This is a genomic window from Ochrobactrum teleogrylli (assembly GCF_037482325.1).
GTDB lineage: Bacteria > Pseudomonadota > Alphaproteobacteria > Rhizobiales > Rhizobiaceae > Brucella > Brucella teleogrylli.
The window spans coordinates 154641-172101 of sequence record NZ_JBBHKQ010000002.1; the positions used below are offsets into that span (position 1 = coordinate 154641).

Sequence of the window (17461 nt, forward strand, 5' to 3'; positions counted from 1 at the left end):
ATGAACATGATAGATCCTGCAGTAAGAAAGAGCACCGGCGTTCTAGGCCCGGACATGCTGCAAGCGCGCAATGTTTCCAAAAGCTTCGGTGGGCTGAAAGCCGTCAACGCTGTGTCGCTTTCCATTCAGGCTGGCCAGATTCACGGGTTGATCGGTCCAAATGGTTCCGGCAAGACCACGATGCTCAACCTCATCAGCGGTTATTACATGATCGATGAGGGGGGGGTGGTGCTTGGCGGCCAGGATATCAGCCGTCTTGACGTGCGCGCCCGCGCACTCGCCGGTATCGCGCGAACCTTTCAAAAACCGCGGCTGTTGCCCTCTTTAAGCGTGCTCGACAATGTCATGCTCGGTGGATGGGGCGCAGTTCAGGCCGGTTTCGTTGAAACCGCGCTGCATATGCCGCGCTCAAGGCGCGAAGAGCGCAAAATGCGCGAGCGCGCGCAGGCGCTGCTTGATGCGTCGGGTCTCGGACATCTCGCCGGGCGGCGTTGCGAACATCTTGAACATGCCGAGCGGCGTTTCCTTGAAATCATCCGTGCTTTGATGATCAGACCAAAACTATTGCTTCTCGACGAGCCCGCGGGGGGGCTGACGGGTCGTGAGATCGAATATCTCGGACAGATTATCCAGTCGGTGGCGGAGGCGGGCATTGGCGTGCTCCTTGTCGAACATCACACGGATTTTGTCTTCCGTTTGAGCCATCACGTTACCGTGCTCAATCTTGGCGCGGTTCTGGCGGAAGGTGCGCCTGATCAAGTGCGTAACGATGCGGAAGTCGTCCGCGTTTATTTGGGGAGTTGAGAGCATGGCAATGATGCATAACGGCACGCCGTTGCTCGAAATCACAGATCTGAGCGTGGCTTATGGCAAGGCGCCCGTGGTCATCGGCGCGTCGCTCAACGTCCATGCCGGTGAGTTCCACGCCATTCTCGGTCGCAATGGTGCCGGAAAAAGTACCATGCTTCACGCGGTTTCCGGTTTGATCGGCAAGCGCAGCGGTCGGGTCCGTTTTGGCGGCGAGGATATTACCAGTGCCAGCCCCGAAAAGATCGTCGAGCTTGGACTGATTCAGGTGTTGGAAGGCCACCGCATTTTTTCTTCACTGACAGTGCAGGACAATCTTGAGGTAGCGGCTTATCCTGGCAAAAAACGTGGTAAAAAGCCAGATTACGAGCGCATCTACCATTTTTTTCCTGAACTGGCGTCCAAGAAGAACGATCCTGCGTCTTCACTTTCTGGTGGTCAGCAGCAGATTCTGGCGGTTGGTCAGGGCATTCTTGCCGAGCCGCGTCTGCTCGTCCTTGATGAGCCTTCAGGCGGACTTGCCCCTATCGTAGTGGATCGCATCCTCGACGTTGCCGCGCAGCTCGCCAAAGAGGGAGCAGCGATCATTCTGGTGGAGCAGTTGGTGGAAAAGGCGCTGCGCCATGCCGATACTGCAAGCGTGATAGATACCGGACGCGTGGTGCATACAGGCAGCGCCGAGGAAATAGCCTCCAGTCCGGTCATCCGGGAAATCTATCTGGGCCACGCATCGTAACCTAACCGACTTGCCAGTTATGGCGGGCGAACATGGGGGACAACACGCGCCCCGTGAAAGATTTCTCATGCTCAAGGATGAAGCAAGTGTCAAAGACGACTGAACTCGCGCGCTACCATGGCAGGGTGGCTTTGGTAACCGGTGGACTTGGCGCCATGGGATTGGCCATCGGTCGGCGACTGACCGAAGAGGGCGCAATTGTTTATCTGGCCGATCTGACTGCCGATGACGCGGGGCGGATTACGGAAGCCTATCAGGGTGTGACACTTCCGAAGGTACTTACGCTTGACGTCAGTTCGGCGGAAAGCTGGGACGAGGCGATCAATACGATCCTCGCTGAAAGCGGTGCTTTGCACCTGCTGGTCAACAATGCAGGCGTGATAACGCCCGTACCACAGCCCATCACCGATATTCCGCTCGATGAGTTTCATCGCGTGCTGAAGGTCAATCTGGACGGCGTTCTGCTCGGAACACAGGCCGCTTTGAAAGCAATGAAACAGGGCGCAGGGGCGGCAATCGTCAATCTCGGTTCACTGGCCGCCTATACCGGCTCTGCCGATAACGGCACTTACGGCGTGTCGAAAGGGGCGGTTCGCTCGCTTACGAAACATGCAGCACTTTCGGCTGCGCGCAATGGTCATGATGTGCGCATCAATGTCGTGCATCCGGGCTATGTCTGGACGCCGCTTGTAGCCGCTAAGGCAGCGAGCCAGTTCGGGACGGAAGATGCGGCGCGTGAAGCCTTCTCGAAAATGAATCCGTCCGGCCGCATCGTCGAACCGTGCGACGTAGCGGCGGCGATTGCGTTTCTTGGCTCAAGCGATGCACGCATGATCCATGGAGCCGATCTCGTCATAGACGGCGGTCGCCTCATCCAGTGATGCTTCGGGCGCTACTTTAACAAAAGCCGTTAAAGTAGCGCGCACTCAGCGTTTTCGGCAAGTGCAGGGCTCGTAGCCACCGGCGAACAAGCGACCAGGCTTCATGCCGATCATGGCCGGAACCTCGTGCAAGGCTTGTGCACCGAGCGAACGTGCAATGGAGATTGTGGCTTCGGCGCAGATGGCCGCGTCTTCCGCCGCATTATGGTGTGCGAAGGTGAGACCGAGATGCGAAGCCAAAACATTTAACTTGTGGGAGCCGAGGTCCGGCCAGACCTTCTGCGCCATTTTTACCGAACACAGATACTGAAACTCCGGGTAGCTTTGCCGATATTGGTCGAGGCATGCGCGCCAGACGCTGAAATCGAAAGCAGCATTGTGGGCGATCATCGTCGCGCCCGCGAATTCATCTGCGAACTCATCCATGACTTCGGGAAACTCTCCGGCATCTTCGACATGCTCGGGGCGAATGCCATGAATGGCGATGTTGAATGAGGAAAACCGCATATCCTTCGGTCGGATAAGGCGCTCTTCAACGCGCACAACGCGGCCATCCTCAATCCATGCCAATCCAACTGAACAGGCGCTTCCGCGCTGTTCATTGGCCGTTTCAAAATCAACTGCGATGGTTTTCAAGGGATGCTCCGGCTGGCTTTGAAGAGCTTCTACCGTCAAGCGCATCATTTGGCAAAACCAAAGCATCGCCTGCATCCGTTTTGAAAAACCGATGCAGGCGGAATGGTGTTGACTATTTCAGTTCGACAACGGCTGCCTTGATATCGGGCTTTTGGGGAATGATACCGCTCTTGGCATACCAATCGGCAATTTTCCCAATCTGCTCGACATCTGCTGCGGTAACGGCGGTCGTCGGAACGGCATTGTTCTCACCGATCACTTGCCCCAGTTCAGCGGGTATATTCATTTCTTTGGCCCAGATGGCGCCAGCGTCCGCCTTGTTCGCCACGGCCCAGGCATTGTCTTTCTTCAGAACATCGAAAATCGCCTGAAGCTCGTCGGCTTTCTTTTCGGCAAATTCTCGGCTTGAAATCAGAACGACCGCATTGTCGGAACCAATGGCAGCGCCATCCGCAATTACCTGACCGCCATAGGATTTTTCGGCGATTGCCACGAAAGGATCCCATGTCGCCCAGGCGTCGACATGGCCTTGCACAAAGCTGGGGCCGCTGTCGCTTGGGCTAAGATAGACGCGCTCGACGCTTTTCGGATCGATACCGTTTGTCTCCAGCCCTTGCATCAGCAGATATTCGCCCGTACCGCCGCGGTTGACAGCAACCTTCTTGCCTGCCAAATCCTTGATCGACGTGATGCCAGCATCTTTCTTGGCAACAATTCCTTCCGATCCCGGCGACATTTTCTGATAGCCAAAGATCGTCAGCGGAATATTTGCCGCCAGCGCAGCAATGGCCGATGTCGAACTGCCTGCTGTAATATCGATGCTGCCCGCGTTCAGTGCTTCAAAGGCTGGGGCCGCAGCCGGAAATGGGCCAGCCCATTCCACCTTGATACCTTTTTCCGCGAGGGCTTGTTCCAGTGTGCCGCGTGATTTGGCCAGTGTTATGTCGTTAGGGCCGCGAAGCCAGCCAATGCGCACAACCTGATCGGCGGCGAACGCCGCTGTGCTCGCAAGTGTCATTGCCGCACCGGTAAGGGCGGCCAGAATTTGAAGTCTTTTCATTGAATATCTCCGCTTTTAAGGGTGCAGGACGGAATGCCGGACGCCCAGCGCTTCCAGCAATTCGGTTTCGATAGCAGCAGCGCGTTTATCTGTTCTCTGTCGAGGGTGATCGATATCGACACGCAGATCGTGACTGAAACGTCCCTGATCCAGAACGAGAATGCGGTCGGCCAAAGCGACAGCCTCCCAGACATCATGCGTCACCAGCAAGGTTGCTGGCTTGTGCTTGCGCCAGAGGTTGAACACCAGGTCGTGCATGCGAAGACGCGTCAGCGCATCAAGTGCTGCAAATGGCTCGTCCAGCAAAAGCAGTTGCGGTTTTCGCACCAGCGCCCGCGCCAAGGCCGCCCGCTGTGCTTCACCACCAGATAATGTCAGAGGCCATGCATTGATCCTGTGCGACAGACCGACATCGGCCAGCGCTTGCGCGGCCTTGCCGCTGTTGCAGGCGTTCGGCACACCGAGCGCAACATTGTCGATCACACTTTTCCACGGCATCAGCCGAGGCTCCTGAAACACGACGGCACGGCGTTGGGGAATTTCCAGCACGCTTGCGGGAGCTTCGTCGAGCCCCGCAAGCACGCGCAAAAGCGTGGATTTTCCTGAGCCGCTTCTGCCAAGCAGGGCTACGAATTCCCCTGGCGCGATGCTCAGGTCGATACCATCAAGAATTGCCGGTCCGCCGAAGGACCGCGACAAGCCACGAATTTTTACGATGTCGCTCATGATATCACCGCAGGGCGCCAGCGCAGGGCATAGGCCTCGATTGCGCGAACCAGCCCGTCAGTGAGCAGCCCCATGAGCGCGTAGACGAGCAGGCAGACCACGATGACGTCGGTTTGCAGGAAATCGCGTGCATAAGTGATGATATAACCTATGCCACTGGAGGCATTGATCTGTTCTGCCACCACGAGGCTAAGCCATGCGATGCTCAATCCATAGCGTACGCCGACGAGCAACGAAGGCAGAGCGCCGGGGATCACGACATGCCGAATGATTTCGAGCGTGCTGAGATTGAGGGTGCGTCCGGCTTCGATCAGCTTGCGATCAACGCCGCGAATGCCGCCATGCAGTGTCAGATAGATCGGGAAGACGGAGCCAAAGGCAACCATGCCGATCTTTGGTGCTTCACCTATACCGTACCAAAGGATGAAGAGCGGAAGAAGCCCCAGAAAAGGCATTGCCTTCAGCATCTGTACCGGCGGATCGATGATGGTTTCACCGAGCTTGGAAAGCCCGGCGCAAAGTGCCAGTGCGACGCCTACGACAAGCGCGATGGAGAAGCCTGCAATGACGCGGAGGAACGACACGGCCAAACCTGTCGCAAGTTCACCCGAAGCCAGCAGCCGCAGGCCGGTTGCCGCGATGTCTACAGGCGACGCCAGCGTGCGGGCCGATAAAAGCCCCGTCATGCTCGCCAGTTGCCACAAGATCAGGATGGCGATGGGCGATATAAGCCTGCGCATCCATTGCGGGAAGCGCGGACTTGCTTTGGCATTGCCGACCGAAGGAGAACCGACGGTCGCCGTTTTCTCCAGAGCGCTCGTATCAGCCATTGCTGGCCTTTCCGGTCAGATCCCGGTCGAACAGGGTTGACCACGTAAACTGCTTGCGCTCAGCGACGGGCCGCTCGACAGGAAGGCGCGGCAATACCATTTCGCCGAAACGATAGGCTTCCTCCAGCAGCGGCATGCCCGACAGGATAAACGTATCGACGCCCACGGCCTGATAAGCTTCAAGTGTGCGAATAACCGTGTCGGGCGAGCCGACGATTGCGGTGCCGGGGCCGGGGCGGACGAGACCGATACCCGCCCAGAGATTGGGTGAGATTTCAAGGTCGCGCAGATTGTCGGGTTTCACGCCGCCATGCATTGCCGTCATGCGCTGCTGGCCGACAGAGTCCGTGTTGGAAACGAAGCGCTTGTTGCCCGCCATGGCCGCTTCATCCATCTGGTCGTAAAGGTCGGCTGCTGCTTCCCACGCCTTTGCGTCAGTCGAGCGCACGATTACATAAAGACGGATACCGTATTTCAGTTCGCGCCCATGCGCTGCGGCGCGCGCTTTGACTTGCTTGACCTTATCGCCCATCTGTTCGGGCGTTTCTCCCCACGAAAGATAGGTATCGACATGCTTTGCCGCGACTTCGATTGCGCTGTCCGAAGATCCGCCAAACCATAGTGGCGGTGGGGCAATCGACGAACCGGCAGGAAGGGCCAGTTTTGCGCCTTCGGTCTGGAAATATTTGCCGTTATGGGTGACGCTTTCACCTGCCATAAGACGATGCCACAGCGTCAGATACTCGTCGGCCATCAGATAGCGTTCGTCATGCGGCAACATCATGCCATAAGCGCCAAGCATCTTGGCATCGCCGGAAACGACATTCAGCATCAGCCTGCCATTGGAAAACTCCTGAAATGTCGCTGCCATCTTGGCAAGCAGCGTTGGCGCTACCAGACCCGGATGGAAGGCCAGCAGAAACTTCATGCGCTCCGTAAAGGGCAGAAGGGCTCCAGCCAGCGGCCACACATCATGAGCGCCGGTGGCAAAAAGCGCGCCGGTATAACCCAGATGGTCATAGGCCTGTGCAAGCTGCTTGTAGTAGCCGTAATCGACGACGCGTGAGCCCTCGGGTTTCCAGGGATAAGCGCCGTCTGGCGCGCACATGTACCAAAGGACATTCATGCTGTTTCTGCCTCGTTATGCTCTGCTATAATTTCTAGTCTGCGGCTGATCGCAGCATGGCGAAGCAGTATGTCTGCCTCCGCCTGCTGTTCGCGCAAAAGCGTGTCGTCAGCTGGCACGATGTGCCAGTTGCGTTCCTGGATCACCCGCGTCCAGGCGCGCCGCTCATTGTCGTCGGCGTCCTTGGCGAGAAGGGCTGCGGCCTGTTCAGGATGCGCGATAATCTCACGACCGATCCGGGCGAGTTCCACCGCAAACGCATCGATCACATCGTCCGGCAGATTGCGCTGTCCGATCGTCCAGAACACCGACCGATTGGGAATTGTGGTGCCGCAATGCAGCAAGACATAGAATTCGCCACTGGCGAGCGCCTGTTCGAGATGTGGCGCCATGGCAATCCACGCCGCCACTTTGCCTGTGCGGAGAAGTTCACGCGAAGGGCTCGCCAGAAGATCATGGCGTTTCACGTCATCAAGACGAAGCCCGACTTGCTCCAGACTTTTTGCCAGAAAATACGTGTGAAACGAGCCATCGACGAGCGCAATATCGCGCCCTTTCAGGTCGGCGACGGTCTGGATATCAGTATCCTTGGCAACCAGTATGGCCCCATTTGCAGGCCGTGGTGCAGATGCTGCGGCATAGGTCACCGGCAGTCCGCTCTCCGCTGCAAGAATGGGCGGCGTGGACCCCGTGCCACCAATGTCGATATTGCCGGCAATAAGCTGCTGGGCGGTGTCGCGGCCTTCCGGATAAGGCACGAATTCCGGCTTGAAATCGGCGAAAGCCCCCGGCCAGCGAGACGCGAGCGTCAGATGCAGATTATTGGGATGAAAGCCGATCTTGAATGCCATGAAAACGGGGTCCGGTTGCAAATTCGTTATATAAATTTATATAATGGGATTCAGGCAGGCACCGAAGGAAGGCTTGATTAAACCTTCGGCGGAACTTGGAAAACCATTCCGTGTTTGCTCTATTTTTGAGATTGAATGGCAGGGCGCGACGATCATGAACGAGAAAGCCACTCCAAAAGCCCATGTGCCCAAGGTGAAATGTCGGGCGGTCGGCGCAGCGTCTGATTTTCTGAAAGCCATATCCAATCCCGTGCGGCTTTCGATCCTGTGCGTCTTGCTGGAAGGCGAGCGCTCGGTAAGCGAATTGGAAGACGTGCTGGATGTTCACCAGCCGACCCTGTCACAGCAGCTTGGGGAGTTGCGCGAGGCTGGTATTATCGAAGGGAGGCGCGAAGCGCGCGCGGTCGTCTATCGCGTGGCGGACCCGCGCGCCGGGCAGCTCATCGGGCATTTGCGCCTGCTGTTCTCCGATCCCGGTGCGTCTGCAATATGGAAAGGTGCCCAGCTTGGGGCGCCTGCTCCATCGGAAATGCTGCACAGCTAAGCCGGTTCAGCTATGGCCAACACTGTCGCCTACCAGTTCACGCGCACGCCGAGCTTTCCATTCCAGGCATAATTGTCGGCATCAAAGGTCGTGCTGTAGCTGGGATTGCCATACCGAAGCCTTTGACATCTTGATCAGGGAAGCCAAATTCCGTCGCCCGGTTTGAGCTGGTTGTCATGTGGTACCAGGTTTGCGGTCTTTGAGTTACTCTTCTTCGCCGACACGCTCAGGGAATGAGCCGATCAACTGCCTGCCATAAATGGCTCCCATCGAAAGTATTGGAGCATAAAGGAACACTTCTGGTCCGTAATCAGGTGTTGGGTTCGGGATTGGTTGGATGGGTGAAACAGGCGGTGTTGGTGGGGAGGAGTTGGTGGTGTGGGGGGTACGCGCGTAAGCTCGGATCGGAGATACCAGTTCTCTTGAGCGGAAGCGTCAATACTGCCGCGATAAAGCGAGTATTCGTAAGGGCCAGCCACGGCTGGACCCGCGAGATGGATCGCGCCGGTCTCCCTTCGTTCCGTCATTGGCTGTATCGACAATAAGATTACCACTTCCAGTGGTGATGGCGCCTTGCCTGCCCGCATTCGTCACCTCCAACCGAGTGGAACCAGATGCCTCGCCGCCGTCGATGATCAGGCGGTCGGACAGTGAGCCGTACGTATCAAGATAAGTGTTGAACCCAATTTGACCTGCTTTACCGGGGCTTCCCCAAATGCGCGTAGCGAAAGCATAGTCGCCGGACGGGGATTTGCCTCACAGAAATATGTACATTCGTTACTGATTGGCGTGAAAGACCTTGGCCGCACCCCGCCATTGAGGGAAGCGCGGTTGCCAAAAAACCATAATTGCTCCACATAGATCGGTACGTACATTTCGCGCTGAACAACGGGGCAACACTTGAAACGCCTAAAATTTGCTTCTCTTTGCCTCCTTCTGGCAACCGTTTCACCTGCACTTGCTTTCGAGGCTGGTACACCGCCGGACCTCAAGCCGCTGCCGCAGCAGGTTCAGGCCGCGCGCCTGACCTCTGAATTTTTGTCGCGTTTTCATTATAAGCCAGTGCCACTCAACGATGCTCTGTCGGCCAAAATTATGGACCGGTTTATCAAATCGTTGGACCCGGACCGGCTGATCTTCCTTAAATCCGACATTGACGGGTTTATGGCGGACAAAACCAAGATTGACGACGCGATCAAACAGGAAAATCTGAGCATCCCGTTTTCCATATTCAATGTTTATGAAAAGCGCATTACCGACCGCATGGCCTATGCGCGCAGCCTGTTGAACACGAAGTTCGATTTCAATGAGCAGGAAAGCTATCCGCTGATGCGGGACAAGGCACCTTGGCCCGCAACGGATGAGGAAAGCAGGGACCTTTGGCGCAAACGCGTCAAGAATGACTGGCTGCGCCTGAAGCTGGCTGGCAAGGATGATGCCTCGATCCGCGAAACGCTGGAAAAGCGCTATCAGAATTCGCTTGAACGTATTTACAAATACAAAAGCGACGATGTTTTTCAGATGTTCATGGCCGCCTATACAACCTCGGTTGACCCCCATACGGATTATTTCGGCGCCAGTGCTTCTGCTGAGTTCGATATATCGATGAAGCTTTCTCTCGTCGGTATCGGCGCGGTTTTGCAGGAACGGGACGACTACATCACGATCCGCGAGCTTGTGGCCGGTGGCCCGGCTCAGGTGTCGGGTAAAATCGCAGTCGGTGATCGCATTACGGGTGTCGGTCAAGACGAGACCGGACCGATGAAGGAAGTGGTTGGCCAGCGTCTTGATGAAGTTGTACAGCTGATCCGTGGCGCCAAAGGCTCGGTGGTGCGCCTGGATATTCTGCCTGCCAATGCAGGACCGGACGCGAAGCACCAGATCATCAGTCTGGTTCGCGACAAGATCAGCCTGGAAAAACAGGCTGCGCAGAAATCGGTGCTTGAGGTCAAGGATGGCAATGCCACGCGCAAGATCGGCGTTATCACCTTGCCTGCCTTCTACGAAGATATCGAAGCGCGCAGAAAAGGCGACAAGGATTATCGCAGCGCCAGCCGCGATGTCGCCAAGCTCATTACCGAACTGAAGCAGGACAATGTCGATGGCATCCTGTTCGATCTCCGTAACAATGGCGGCGGCTCGTTGTCGGAAGCAATTGATCTGACCGGTCTTTTCGTTGGAAAAGGTCCGGTCGTCCAGCAGCGTAATGCCAATGGCAAGGTCAAGGTTGAAAGTGATGATCGGTCGACGCCTGCCTGGCAGGGACCACTTGGCGTGCTGATCAATCGTGGGTCGGCGTCGGCGTCCGAGATTTTTGCGGCGGCGATACAGGATTATGGTCGGGGCGTGATTATCGGAGAACCGAGTTTCGGCAAGGGCACGGTGCAGACCGTGGTCAATCTTGACGAGGTGGCGCACAATCCAGAGCCAAAATTCGGTGAGCTTAAGCTGACTATCGCCCAGTTCTTCCGCGTTAACGGAGGCACGACGCAGCTGCGTGGCGTAACGCCGGATATCAGCCTGCCTGGGCTCTTTGATCTGAAGACTGTTGGCGAGTCGAGCTTCGACAACGCGTTGCCTTGGAGCGAAGTCAAACCGACAAAATATAAGCGTTCCGGCGATATCACGCCACTCTTGCCCCAGCTGCAAAACCTTCACGACGCCCGGGTAAAGGATAATCCTGAGTTCCAGCAGTTTGTGGATGACATTGCGGTGTTGAAAGCACAGCGCGAAAAGGCGGAGCTTTCTCTCAATGAAACGGAACGCCGCAACGAAATGACGGCGGAAGAAAACCGTCTGAAAGCCCGCAAAAAATCCGATGATGGCTTCAACAACAGTCCGGATGACGGTCTTCAGTCCAACGAGCGAAGCCTGAGCGCAGATATCGCCATTGAGAAAACCCGCAAGAGCGCCAAGGACGTTCTGCAGATTGAGGCGGCGGGGATCGTTGCCAATCTCTCGGATATGCAGGCTGGAGCCAAGGCGGCGGCGAAATAGGCGAGAATAGACATCACCCCTATGCGGCATATCCCGCATAGGGGTGATGGTGAATATTACCTCTGACCATTCCGGCTTAAATGGCTGCGGCTTTACTGCCCGATCTTGACAACGGGCCTTGGTCATTCTCTTGCGCCCATTTTGATCAGCATGCGGGACTGGGGCGAGCGCATTCAGGGCGATCAAGCGCATCCAAACGCAAAGTGCTGAGTTGGATATATAGGGGTGACTTCATCCTTGACGGGCAACCACCTGCACGTTTAAGCGAAAGGGCAGACGGAACCAACAGCGGAAGCCTCTGCCAATGAGCACTTTGCGCATTCTCCCCAGCGCCGATATCCCTGAACTGCCGAACCGCTACAACGGCAAGGTTCGTGAGAATTACGATCTGCCGGACGGCAGCCGTATTATCATCTCTACCGACCGGCTGAGCGCCTTCGACGTCATCCTGACATCGATCCCTTTCAAAGGTCAGGTTTTGACACAGACCGCGTCCTATTGGTTCGAGGAAACGGCTGATATCTGCCCGAACCACGTTCTGGCTTATCCAGACCCGAATGTCGTCATTGGCACACGGTTGAACATTCTGCCGGTTGAAGTCGTTGTGCGCGGCTATCTGGCAGGTACGACCAGCACGTCGATCCTGACGAAGTACCGCAAAGGCGAGCGCCAGATGTATGGCGTCACACTGCCAGATGGTCTGAAGGACAATGAAAAGTTGCCGCATCCGATCATCACGCCGACAAGCAAGGCTTTCGACGGCGGACATGATGAACCGCTTTCGGGGGACGAAATTCTTGAACAAGGTTTGCTGACCGCAGAACAATGGGAAACCGTGTCCCGTTATGCGCTGGCGCTTTTCGAGCGTGGACAGGCGCGCGCGGCGGAACATGGATTGATCCTTGTCGATACCAAATATGAGTTTGGAACAGACGCCAGCGGCCGCATCATTCTCGCGGATGAAATTCATACGCCGGATTCAAGCCGCTATTGGATTGCTGACAGCTATGAAGAGAGTTTCGCTGCGGGAACCCGCCCGGCGAGCTTCGATAAGGATTTCGTGCGCGCCTGGGTCACCGAGCGTTGTGATCCTTATAACGACCCGATCCCGGAAATTCCGCTTGAACTCATCGAGCAGACCTCGAAGGTCTATATCCAGGCCTACGAACAGATCACCGGCAAGACTTTTGTGCCCGATCTGACAGGCGAGACGGTGCTGGATCGCGTTCGCGCCAATCTCGAACCATATTTCGTGAAGAAAGCGAAGCTGGTGCGCGCCAAGCCCACCACCCGTGCGCCGCGCAAGAAGGCTGAGCCGAAAGCGGCTGTCGTGAAACCAGTTGCAAAGGAGGCTGCTGTTACCGCTCCGGCTGTTCGTAAGAGATACGCGCCAGCGGAACGGGCTGCCATTCTTGCATTAGTTGCGAAGGCCACCGAGAACGGCAAAGCTACGCTGAAAGCTGTATTGCAGCATGAAGGCGTCAGCGAGCAGACCTATTACAACTGGAAGAACGCTGCTGGTAAGTCCGCAGCCCGAGCGGCTATCACACCTTCTGCGGGTGACGATTTGAAAGCGCTTGTGGCGCTGGAAGCGGAAAACCTCAAGCTGCGCAAGGAATTGGCAGCAAAACTTCGAGCGGAAAATGCGGAATTGCGCAAGCGTCTCGGCAAGGCATAACACTTAAAAAAACAGGCGACACGTAATCAGGTCGCCTGTCTTGCTTTCAGTAGAAATATCGGTTCATTGTCCATCGTATGTTTGCGCAAACGAACGCATGAAATGGTCGTTCTCTTCCGGGCTGCCGATGCTGACGCGAATAAAATTCGTGTATCCCTGTTGTTTCCATGGTTTGACGATGACGCCGTCGCGTAAAAGCTTCTCGGCAAAAGCAACGGAATCCGTCTTGACGTCTATGAACAGGAAATTGCCTTTTGACGGAGCGAACCGGATTTGCCGCGTGCCGAGGAAATCAGCCACACGGGCCCGCTCACGCAAAGCAAGAGCTACACCTGCCGCAAGATGTTCGCTGTCACGCCGGGCGATCAATCCAGTCGCCTGTGCAATCGCATTGGCGTTGAAGGGCGTGCGGGCGCGGTCAAGATAACCGCGCAAGGTGCTGTCGCTTGTGAGGCCGAAGCCAAGACGTGCGCCTGCCAGCCCATAGGCTTTGGAGAATGTTCGAAGCACGATCCAGTTAAGGTCGGTGCCGTGTAACAGGTCTATGGCTGATGGATAATCATCCCCCGCCGCATATTCGGCATAGGCTTCGTCGAGCACGAGCAAGGTGTTCGGAGATGTCGCTTTTATAACCCGCTGTAGCGCTTCCGGATCAAGCCAGCTTCCGACTGGATTGAGCGGATTTGCGAACATGACAAGCTGCGGTCCTTTTGCAACGGCCTCCACCAGAGCATCGACATCGACCTCCAGCGATTGTTTTACCTCAACCCGCTCGACCACAGCTCCCATAAGCGTCGAATAGTCTTCATGCAAAGGGAAGGACGGATAAAGCGTAACGACGCGATCGCCGGGGCGAAGCACAGATCGGCAGATGACCCCGATCAGGTCTTCCGATCCGTTGCCCAAGATAACCTGATCCTCCGGCAACTGAAATTCCTGCGCTATTTCGAGCGCCAGAGCGCGACCGGTCGGGTCAGGATAAAGCCTCAGCAGGTCGTGCACGGAGACGAAGAGTTCTTCTATTTTCGGAGAAGGACCCAAAGGGTTCTCGTTTGAACCGAGCTTTGCGATCTTGGCCGGATGATAGCGATGTTCGACTTCGGCGATGGTCAGCCCGGCATTATAAGGGCTAAGGGCGCGTATCTCTGGACGAATCAGACTGTTGAGCGCTGTTTGATCATCGGTCATTTCACGTTCTCCTCTCATGGCGCGCTCTTGGATGCGGCGCGCCTTGCTAAAGAACGTTCTAAGACTAAACTCCTATTTTGTATATATATGTATAGACAAGTTCCGAAAAAGATGCCTTTATGTCGGGGAGACCATAAAAAATTGCTAAACATTACCCGCAGAATGGTTAGAAGTTCTGGCGATGTTTTGTTCAGGCAGGGTCCATAGGGGAACATGATGCAGGTTTTATCGCTTTTCGACCTTAGCGGGCGTAAGGCGCTGGTCACTGGCGCGAGCCGGGGGCTGGGACAGGCTATTGCCGAGGCTCTGGCATCGGCAGGGGCCGACGTTGCCATAACAGCGCGCAAGTCCGACGATCTGACCGAAACGGCCTCTCGCATCGCCGCTCTTGGGCGCGCCTGCATGCCGCTTTCCCTTGATGTGCGGGCCGTTGAGGCCTGCGCAGACGTGACTGCACAAGCCGCCGCCAAACTGGGCGGTCTCGATATTCTCGTCAATAATGCCGGTTATGAAGAAATACGGCCTTCGCTCGATGTTGACGAAGCGCTGTGGGACCGCATTGTCTCGACCAATCTGAAGGGCGCATTCTTTTGCGCTCAGGCCGCGGCGCGTCACATGACGGATACCAAAAGCGGCGGCGCAATCATCAATCTTTGTTCGCTCACCTCCTATGTTGGCGTACCGACAGCGGCACCTTATGGCTCGTCGAAGTCTGGCCTCATGGGGATGACGCACGCGCTTGCAACGGAATGGGCGCCGCATGGCATTCGCGTCAATGGTATCGCGCCCGGCTATTTCCGCACGTCGATGACGGACGTTTTCTATGAAAATGAAGAATGGCAAAAGTCCATGCTGGATAAAATCCCCCAGGGGCGGTTCGGTCGCATGGATGATGTTGCAGGCGCGGTGGTGTTTCTGGCGAGCACCGCATCCGCTTATATAACGGGTCAGGTTATCCCCATCGACGGCGGCTATCTGGCATCGATCTAACGTTTCGGCTCCCCGAAACTGACTTGAGACACTTACGACCGGCGTTTTCAAACGCTTCTGAATGAAACGGGAAACATCAATGGAATCCACCGGAAACGGAACTGGCCCCAATGCCAAGATCGGACCGGCTGCCGTCTCGGCCAAGAATGTCAGCATGATCTATAACGGCTTCCATGCCGTTCGGTCGGCTTCATTCGATCTCGATCAGGGACGTTTCCTGACCATTCTCGGGCCATCCGGTTCGGGCAAAACAACCCTGCTTCGGCTGATCGCTGGTTTTCAACGCCCAAGTGTCGGCGAAATTTTCATCAATGGCCAGGCTGTCAGTGCGGTTCCGTCGCATAAGCGTTCGATCGGCATGGTGTTCCAGAAGCTTGCCTTGTTTCCGCACATGACAGCAGCGGAAAATGTGGCTTTTCCGCTCAAGATGCGCCGTTTCGATGCCCGGACTATCCCGGAAAGGGTCGAGCGCTATCTCGATCTGGTTCGTTTGGGCGGGCTCGGCAACAGACGCGTTCATGAGCTCTCCGGCGGCCAGCAACAGCGCGTCGCCATTGCCAGAGCCTTGGTGTTCGAGCCTGATCTTCTGCTGCTTGATGAACCGCTGGCCGCGCTTGACCGCAAGCTTCGTGAAGAAATGCAGCTTGAATTTCGCCGCATCCAGCGCGAACTGGGTGTCACCACGATTAACGTCACCCATGACCAGCGTGAAGCACTGGTCGTGTCGGATGAAATCATCGTTATGGATGGCGGTGAAATACAACAGATGGCAAGGCCGTCGGAAACCTATCGCAACCCGTCCAACGCTTTTGTCGCGAATTTCATCGGGGTTACCAATTTCATCACCGGGAAAGCTGCGTCCGTGGACGGCAGTATCGTGCAGGTGGATGCGGGGCCGAAGCTTGTTGGTATATTGGGTGACGGTCAAAAGCCAGTTGCCGCAGGCGATGGTGTTTCTTGTGCCATTCGCGCCGAACAAATCCGTATCGGTTCAAATGCTGAAGGTGCTGCCGGGCTGGATACCACGCTTGAAGGTGTTGTCACCGACGCAATCTTTGAAGGCGAGCGCATTGTGTATGAAGTGCGCGTACCGGCGCTGGGCGATGCCTTGATGCGCGTGTTCGATCACGATCCGGTCGGACACAGCCAGTTTGAAGAAGGCGCGACCGTCACGCTCGGCTGGAATGCACGCGATCTCATCGTTTTTGCAGCATGAACTGAACACCAGATTACAGACAAAACCCTAGAGGAGAGAACATTATGAGCGCTGTGAAGAAGCCTTTTTTGATACTCGACCGCCGCCGCTTCCTGCAAAGCGCAGGCGCTATGGCCGCTGCTGCCGGAACCACCTCGCTTGGCCTTTCCCGCGCTTTCGCGGAAGAGCCTGCAAAGCCGAAAGAACTCATCGTACGCGCCTGGGGCGGCAGCTGGGTTGATGCGCTGAAGGCGGGCGTTTCCGATCCATTTACGGCTAAGACCGGCATTTCAATCCGCCACGATCTGACGGAAGACAATGAAATTCAGCCGAAGCTTTGGGCTGCGGTGGCGCAGAAGCGTATTCCACCGATCCATGTCAATTGGGATACGACGACCAATGCCACCAAATCGGCATTGCGTGGCGTGACGGAAGACCTGTCGGACCTGTCCAATCTCAAGAACACCACCGATCTTGCCAAGCCGGTCGGTCTCGACGGCTATCCGATAGTCAATACCTATGGCTATGTCTATGTGCTGGCTTATCGCCCGGAAGCATTCCCGGATGGCCCGCCGAAGTCGTGGCATGCTCTGCTTGATCCGAAGTTCAAGGGACGCATCGCGCTTTACAATGACGGCATTGGTTTCCACTTCCCGGCACAGGTTGCCGGTGGCGGCAAGCTGGAAGACATTCCGGGCAATATGCAGGCAGCATGGGATTTCATCGCCAAGGTGAAGCAGCAGCAGCCACTTCTCGGTGAAGACCCGGATTTCACCACCTGGTTCCAGAAGGGTGAAATCGATCTCGCCTGCACCATTTCCACCAATGCGCGCGAAGCCCAGAAGAACGGCGTCAAGATCGACTGGACCGTGCCTGAAGAAGGCGCAAAGTTCGACACCGATGGTTTGTGGATTCCAAAGGGTCTGCCGGAAAACGAGCTCTACTGGGCCAAGGAATATATCAACTTCGCTCTCACCAAGGATGCGCAGCAGGTCTGGCTCGACGGCCTCGGCCTGCCGGGCGTGGTGCCGGGTCTGACGCCGCCCGCCGATCTGGTGAATGATCCGGCCTATCCGACCAAGGACGAGGATTTCAAGCATCTCATCCGCATCTCGGCCAAGGTACAGGTTGAGAACGAGAGCGAGTGGTTCTCCAAGTTCAAAGCGATCATGCAGGGCTGATCCAGCTCGATAGACAACAAGGATCGCCCGATGAG

The 17461-nt window shown here is 56.3% G+C and carries 17 protein-coding genes and 1 pseudogene; 10 read left to right on the top strand and 8 right to left on the bottom strand.

Annotated features, from left to right (window positions below):
• From WIX40_RS18255 to WIX40_RS18265, 3 genes are all read left to right on the top strand, one after another.
• Nucleotides 1–804 (top strand): ABC transporter ATP-binding protein, encoded by an 804-nt coding sequence (locus WIX40_RS18255; RefSeq protein WP_109366076.1) that lies wholly within the window; start codon nucleotides 1–3, stop codon nucleotides 802–804.
• A 10-nt stretch (nucleotides 805–814) separates the two neighbouring features.
• On the top strand, nucleotides 815–1543 hold the full coding sequence (locus tag WIX40_RS18260; protein ID WP_339441254.1) for an ABC transporter ATP-binding protein: 729 nt from the start codon (nucleotides 815–817) through the stop codon (nucleotides 1541–1543).
• Nucleotides 1544–1629: 86 nt separating this feature from the next.
• A complete protein-coding gene (locus WIX40_RS18265) occupies nucleotides 1630–2424 on the top strand; it encodes an SDR family NAD(P)-dependent oxidoreductase (RefSeq protein ID WP_210205540.1) in 795 nt (264 codons plus the stop codon).
• A gap of 45 nt (nucleotides 2425–2469) precedes the next feature.
• On the opposite strand, the gene WIX40_RS18270 is transcribed toward WIX40_RS18265, so the two are convergent.
• The 6 genes from WIX40_RS18270 to WIX40_RS18295 all read right to left on the bottom strand — a co-directional run bounded on the left by WIX40_RS18270 (nucleotide 2470) and on the right by WIX40_RS18295 (nucleotide 7653).
• Entirely contained in the window at nucleotides 2470–3060 is a 591-nt protein-coding gene (locus WIX40_RS18270) for a 3'-5' exonuclease (RefSeq protein ID WP_339441256.1), read from the bottom strand.
• A 112-nt stretch (nucleotides 3061–3172) separates the two neighbouring features.
• Nucleotides 3173–4120, bottom strand: a complete 948-nt coding sequence (locus WIX40_RS18275) for an aliphatic sulfonate ABC transporter substrate-binding protein (RefSeq protein ID WP_339441257.1) — start codon at nucleotides 4118–4120, stop codon at nucleotides 3173–3175.
• Between the two features lie 15 nt (nucleotides 4121–4135).
• On the bottom strand, nucleotides 4136–4846 hold the full coding sequence (locus tag WIX40_RS18280; protein ID WP_339441259.1) for an ABC transporter ATP-binding protein: 711 nt from the start codon (nucleotides 4844–4846) through the stop codon (nucleotides 4136–4138).
• Nucleotides 4843–5676 (bottom strand): ABC transporter permease, encoded by an 834-nt coding sequence (locus tag WIX40_RS18285; protein WP_339441261.1) that lies wholly within the window; start codon nucleotides 5674–5676, stop codon nucleotides 4843–4845. Before WIX40_RS18285 ends, WIX40_RS18280 begins: the two co-directional genes overlap by 4 nt.
• Nucleotides 5669–6802, bottom strand: coding sequence for an LLM class flavin-dependent oxidoreductase (locus tag WIX40_RS18290; RefSeq protein WP_339441263.1), 1134 nt, complete (start codon nucleotides 6800–6802; stop codon nucleotides 5669–5671). Before WIX40_RS18290 ends, WIX40_RS18285 begins: the two co-directional genes overlap by 8 nt.
• Nucleotides 6799–7653 carry an ABC transporter substrate-binding protein gene (locus WIX40_RS18295; protein WP_339441264.1) on the bottom strand — a complete coding sequence of 285 codons (855 nt, stop codon included), beginning with the start codon at nucleotides 7651–7653 and terminating at the stop codon, nucleotides 6799–6801. Before WIX40_RS18295 ends, WIX40_RS18290 begins: the two co-directional genes overlap by 4 nt.
• Before the next feature lie 154 nt (nucleotides 7654–7807).
• Here WIX40_RS18295 and WIX40_RS18300 point away from each other — a divergent pair, with 154 nt between their 5' ends.
• Nucleotides 7808–8197, top strand: a complete 390-nt coding sequence (locus WIX40_RS18300) for an ArsR/SmtB family transcription factor (RefSeq protein ID WP_109366432.1) — start codon at nucleotides 7808–7810, stop codon at nucleotides 8195–8197.
• Between the two features lie 435 nt (nucleotides 8198–8632).
• Here WIX40_RS18300 and WIX40_RS23690 read toward each other — a convergent pair whose 3' ends face one another.
• Nucleotides 8633–8914: an autotransporter outer membrane beta-barrel domain-containing protein gene (locus WIX40_RS23690; protein ID WP_371834167.1), complete on the bottom strand. Its 282-nt coding sequence runs from the start codon at nucleotides 8912–8914 to the stop codon at nucleotides 8633–8635.
• A 183-nt stretch (nucleotides 8915–9097) separates the two neighbouring features.
• On the opposite strand from WIX40_RS23690, the gene WIX40_RS18305 reads away from it, so the two are divergent.
• The 3 genes and pseudogenes from WIX40_RS18305 (at nucleotide 9098) to WIX40_RS18315 (ending at nucleotide 12872) form a co-directional block, all read left to right on the top strand.
• Nucleotides 9098–11194 carry a carboxy terminal-processing peptidase gene (locus tag WIX40_RS18305; RefSeq protein WP_339441265.1) on the top strand — a complete coding sequence of 699 codons (2097 nt, stop codon included), beginning with the start codon at nucleotides 9098–9100 and terminating at the stop codon, nucleotides 11192–11194.
• A 313-nt stretch (nucleotides 11195–11507) separates the two neighbouring features.
• Nucleotides 11508–12446 (top strand): annotated as a pseudogene (locus tag WIX40_RS18310) (phosphoribosylaminoimidazolesuccinocarboxamide synthase); the annotation flags it as partial.
• Between the two features lie 78 nt (nucleotides 12447–12524).
• On the top strand, nucleotides 12525–12872 hold the full coding sequence (locus WIX40_RS18315; protein WP_339442346.1) for a transposase: 348 nt from the start codon (nucleotides 12525–12527) through the stop codon (nucleotides 12870–12872).
• A 63-nt stretch (nucleotides 12873–12935) separates the two neighbouring features.
• Here WIX40_RS18315 and WIX40_RS18320 read toward each other — a convergent pair whose 3' ends face one another.
• Complete coding sequence (locus tag WIX40_RS18320; protein WP_339441267.1) at nucleotides 12936–14060, bottom strand: histidinol-phosphate transaminase; 1125 nt, start codon at nucleotides 14058–14060, stop codon at nucleotides 12936–12938.
• Nucleotides 14061–14276: 216 nt separating this feature from the next.
• Here WIX40_RS18320 and WIX40_RS18325 point away from each other — a divergent pair, with 216 nt between their 5' ends.
• From WIX40_RS18325 to WIX40_RS18335, 3 genes are all read left to right on the top strand, one after another.
• Nucleotides 14277–15050 (top strand): SDR family NAD(P)-dependent oxidoreductase, encoded by a 774-nt coding sequence (locus WIX40_RS18325; protein WP_283735745.1) that lies wholly within the window; start codon nucleotides 14277–14279, stop codon nucleotides 15048–15050.
• A 79-nt stretch (nucleotides 15051–15129) separates the two neighbouring features.
• On the top strand, nucleotides 15130–16266 hold the full coding sequence (locus WIX40_RS18330) for an ABC transporter ATP-binding protein (protein WP_171317691.1): 1137 nt from the start codon (nucleotides 15130–15132) through the stop codon (nucleotides 16264–16266).
• A 44-nt stretch (nucleotides 16267–16310) separates the two neighbouring features.
• Complete coding sequence (locus WIX40_RS18335) at nucleotides 16311–17426, top strand: ABC transporter substrate-binding protein (protein ID WP_109366059.1); 1116 nt, start codon at nucleotides 16311–16313, stop codon at nucleotides 17424–17426.
• Nucleotides 17427–17461 lie beyond the last annotated feature (35 nt).

Bases quoted from the DNA above. Each gene is read 5' to 3' on its own strand.
- WIX40_RS18255 (WP_109366076.1), top strand. From the start codon at position 1: ATGAACATGATAGATCCTGCAGTAAGAAAGAGCACCGGCGTTCTAGGC.
- WIX40_RS18260 (WP_339441254.1), top strand. From the start codon at position 815: ATGATGCATAACGGCACGCCGTTGCTCGAAATCACAGATCTGAGCGTG.
- WIX40_RS18275 (WP_339441257.1), bottom strand. From the start codon at position 4,120: ATGAAAAGACTTCAAATTCTGGCCGCCCTTACCGGTGCGGCAATGACA.
- WIX40_RS18280 (WP_339441259.1), bottom strand. From the start codon at position 4,846: ATGAGCGACATCGTAAAAATTCGTGGCTTGTCGCGGTCCTTCGGCGGA.
- WIX40_RS18285 (WP_339441261.1), bottom strand. From the start codon at position 5,676: ATGGCTGATACGAGCGCTCTGGAGAAAACGGCGACCGTCGGTTCTCCT.
- WIX40_RS18290 (WP_339441263.1), bottom strand. From the start codon at position 6,802: ATGAATGTCCTTTGGTACATGTGCGCGCCAGACGGCGCTTATCCCTGG.
- WIX40_RS18295 (WP_339441264.1), bottom strand. From the start codon at position 7,653: ATGGCATTCAAGATCGGCTTTCATCCCAATAATCTGCATCTGACGCTC.
- WIX40_RS18300 (WP_109366432.1), top strand. From the start codon at position 7,808: ATGAACGAGAAAGCCACTCCAAAAGCCCATGTGCCCAAGGTGAAATGT.
- WIX40_RS18320 (WP_339441267.1), bottom strand. From the start codon at position 14,060: ATGACCGATGATCAAACAGCGCTCAACAGTCTGATTCGTCCAGAGATA.
- WIX40_RS18325 (WP_283735745.1), top strand. From the start codon at position 14,277: ATGCAGGTTTTATCGCTTTTCGACCTTAGCGGGCGTAAGGCGCTGGTC.
- WIX40_RS18330 (WP_171317691.1), top strand. From the start codon at position 15,130: ATGGAATCCACCGGAAACGGAACTGGCCCCAATGCCAAGATCGGACCG.
- WIX40_RS18335 (WP_109366059.1), top strand. From the start codon at position 16,311: ATGAGCGCTGTGAAGAAGCCTTTTTTGATACTCGACCGCCGCCGCTTC.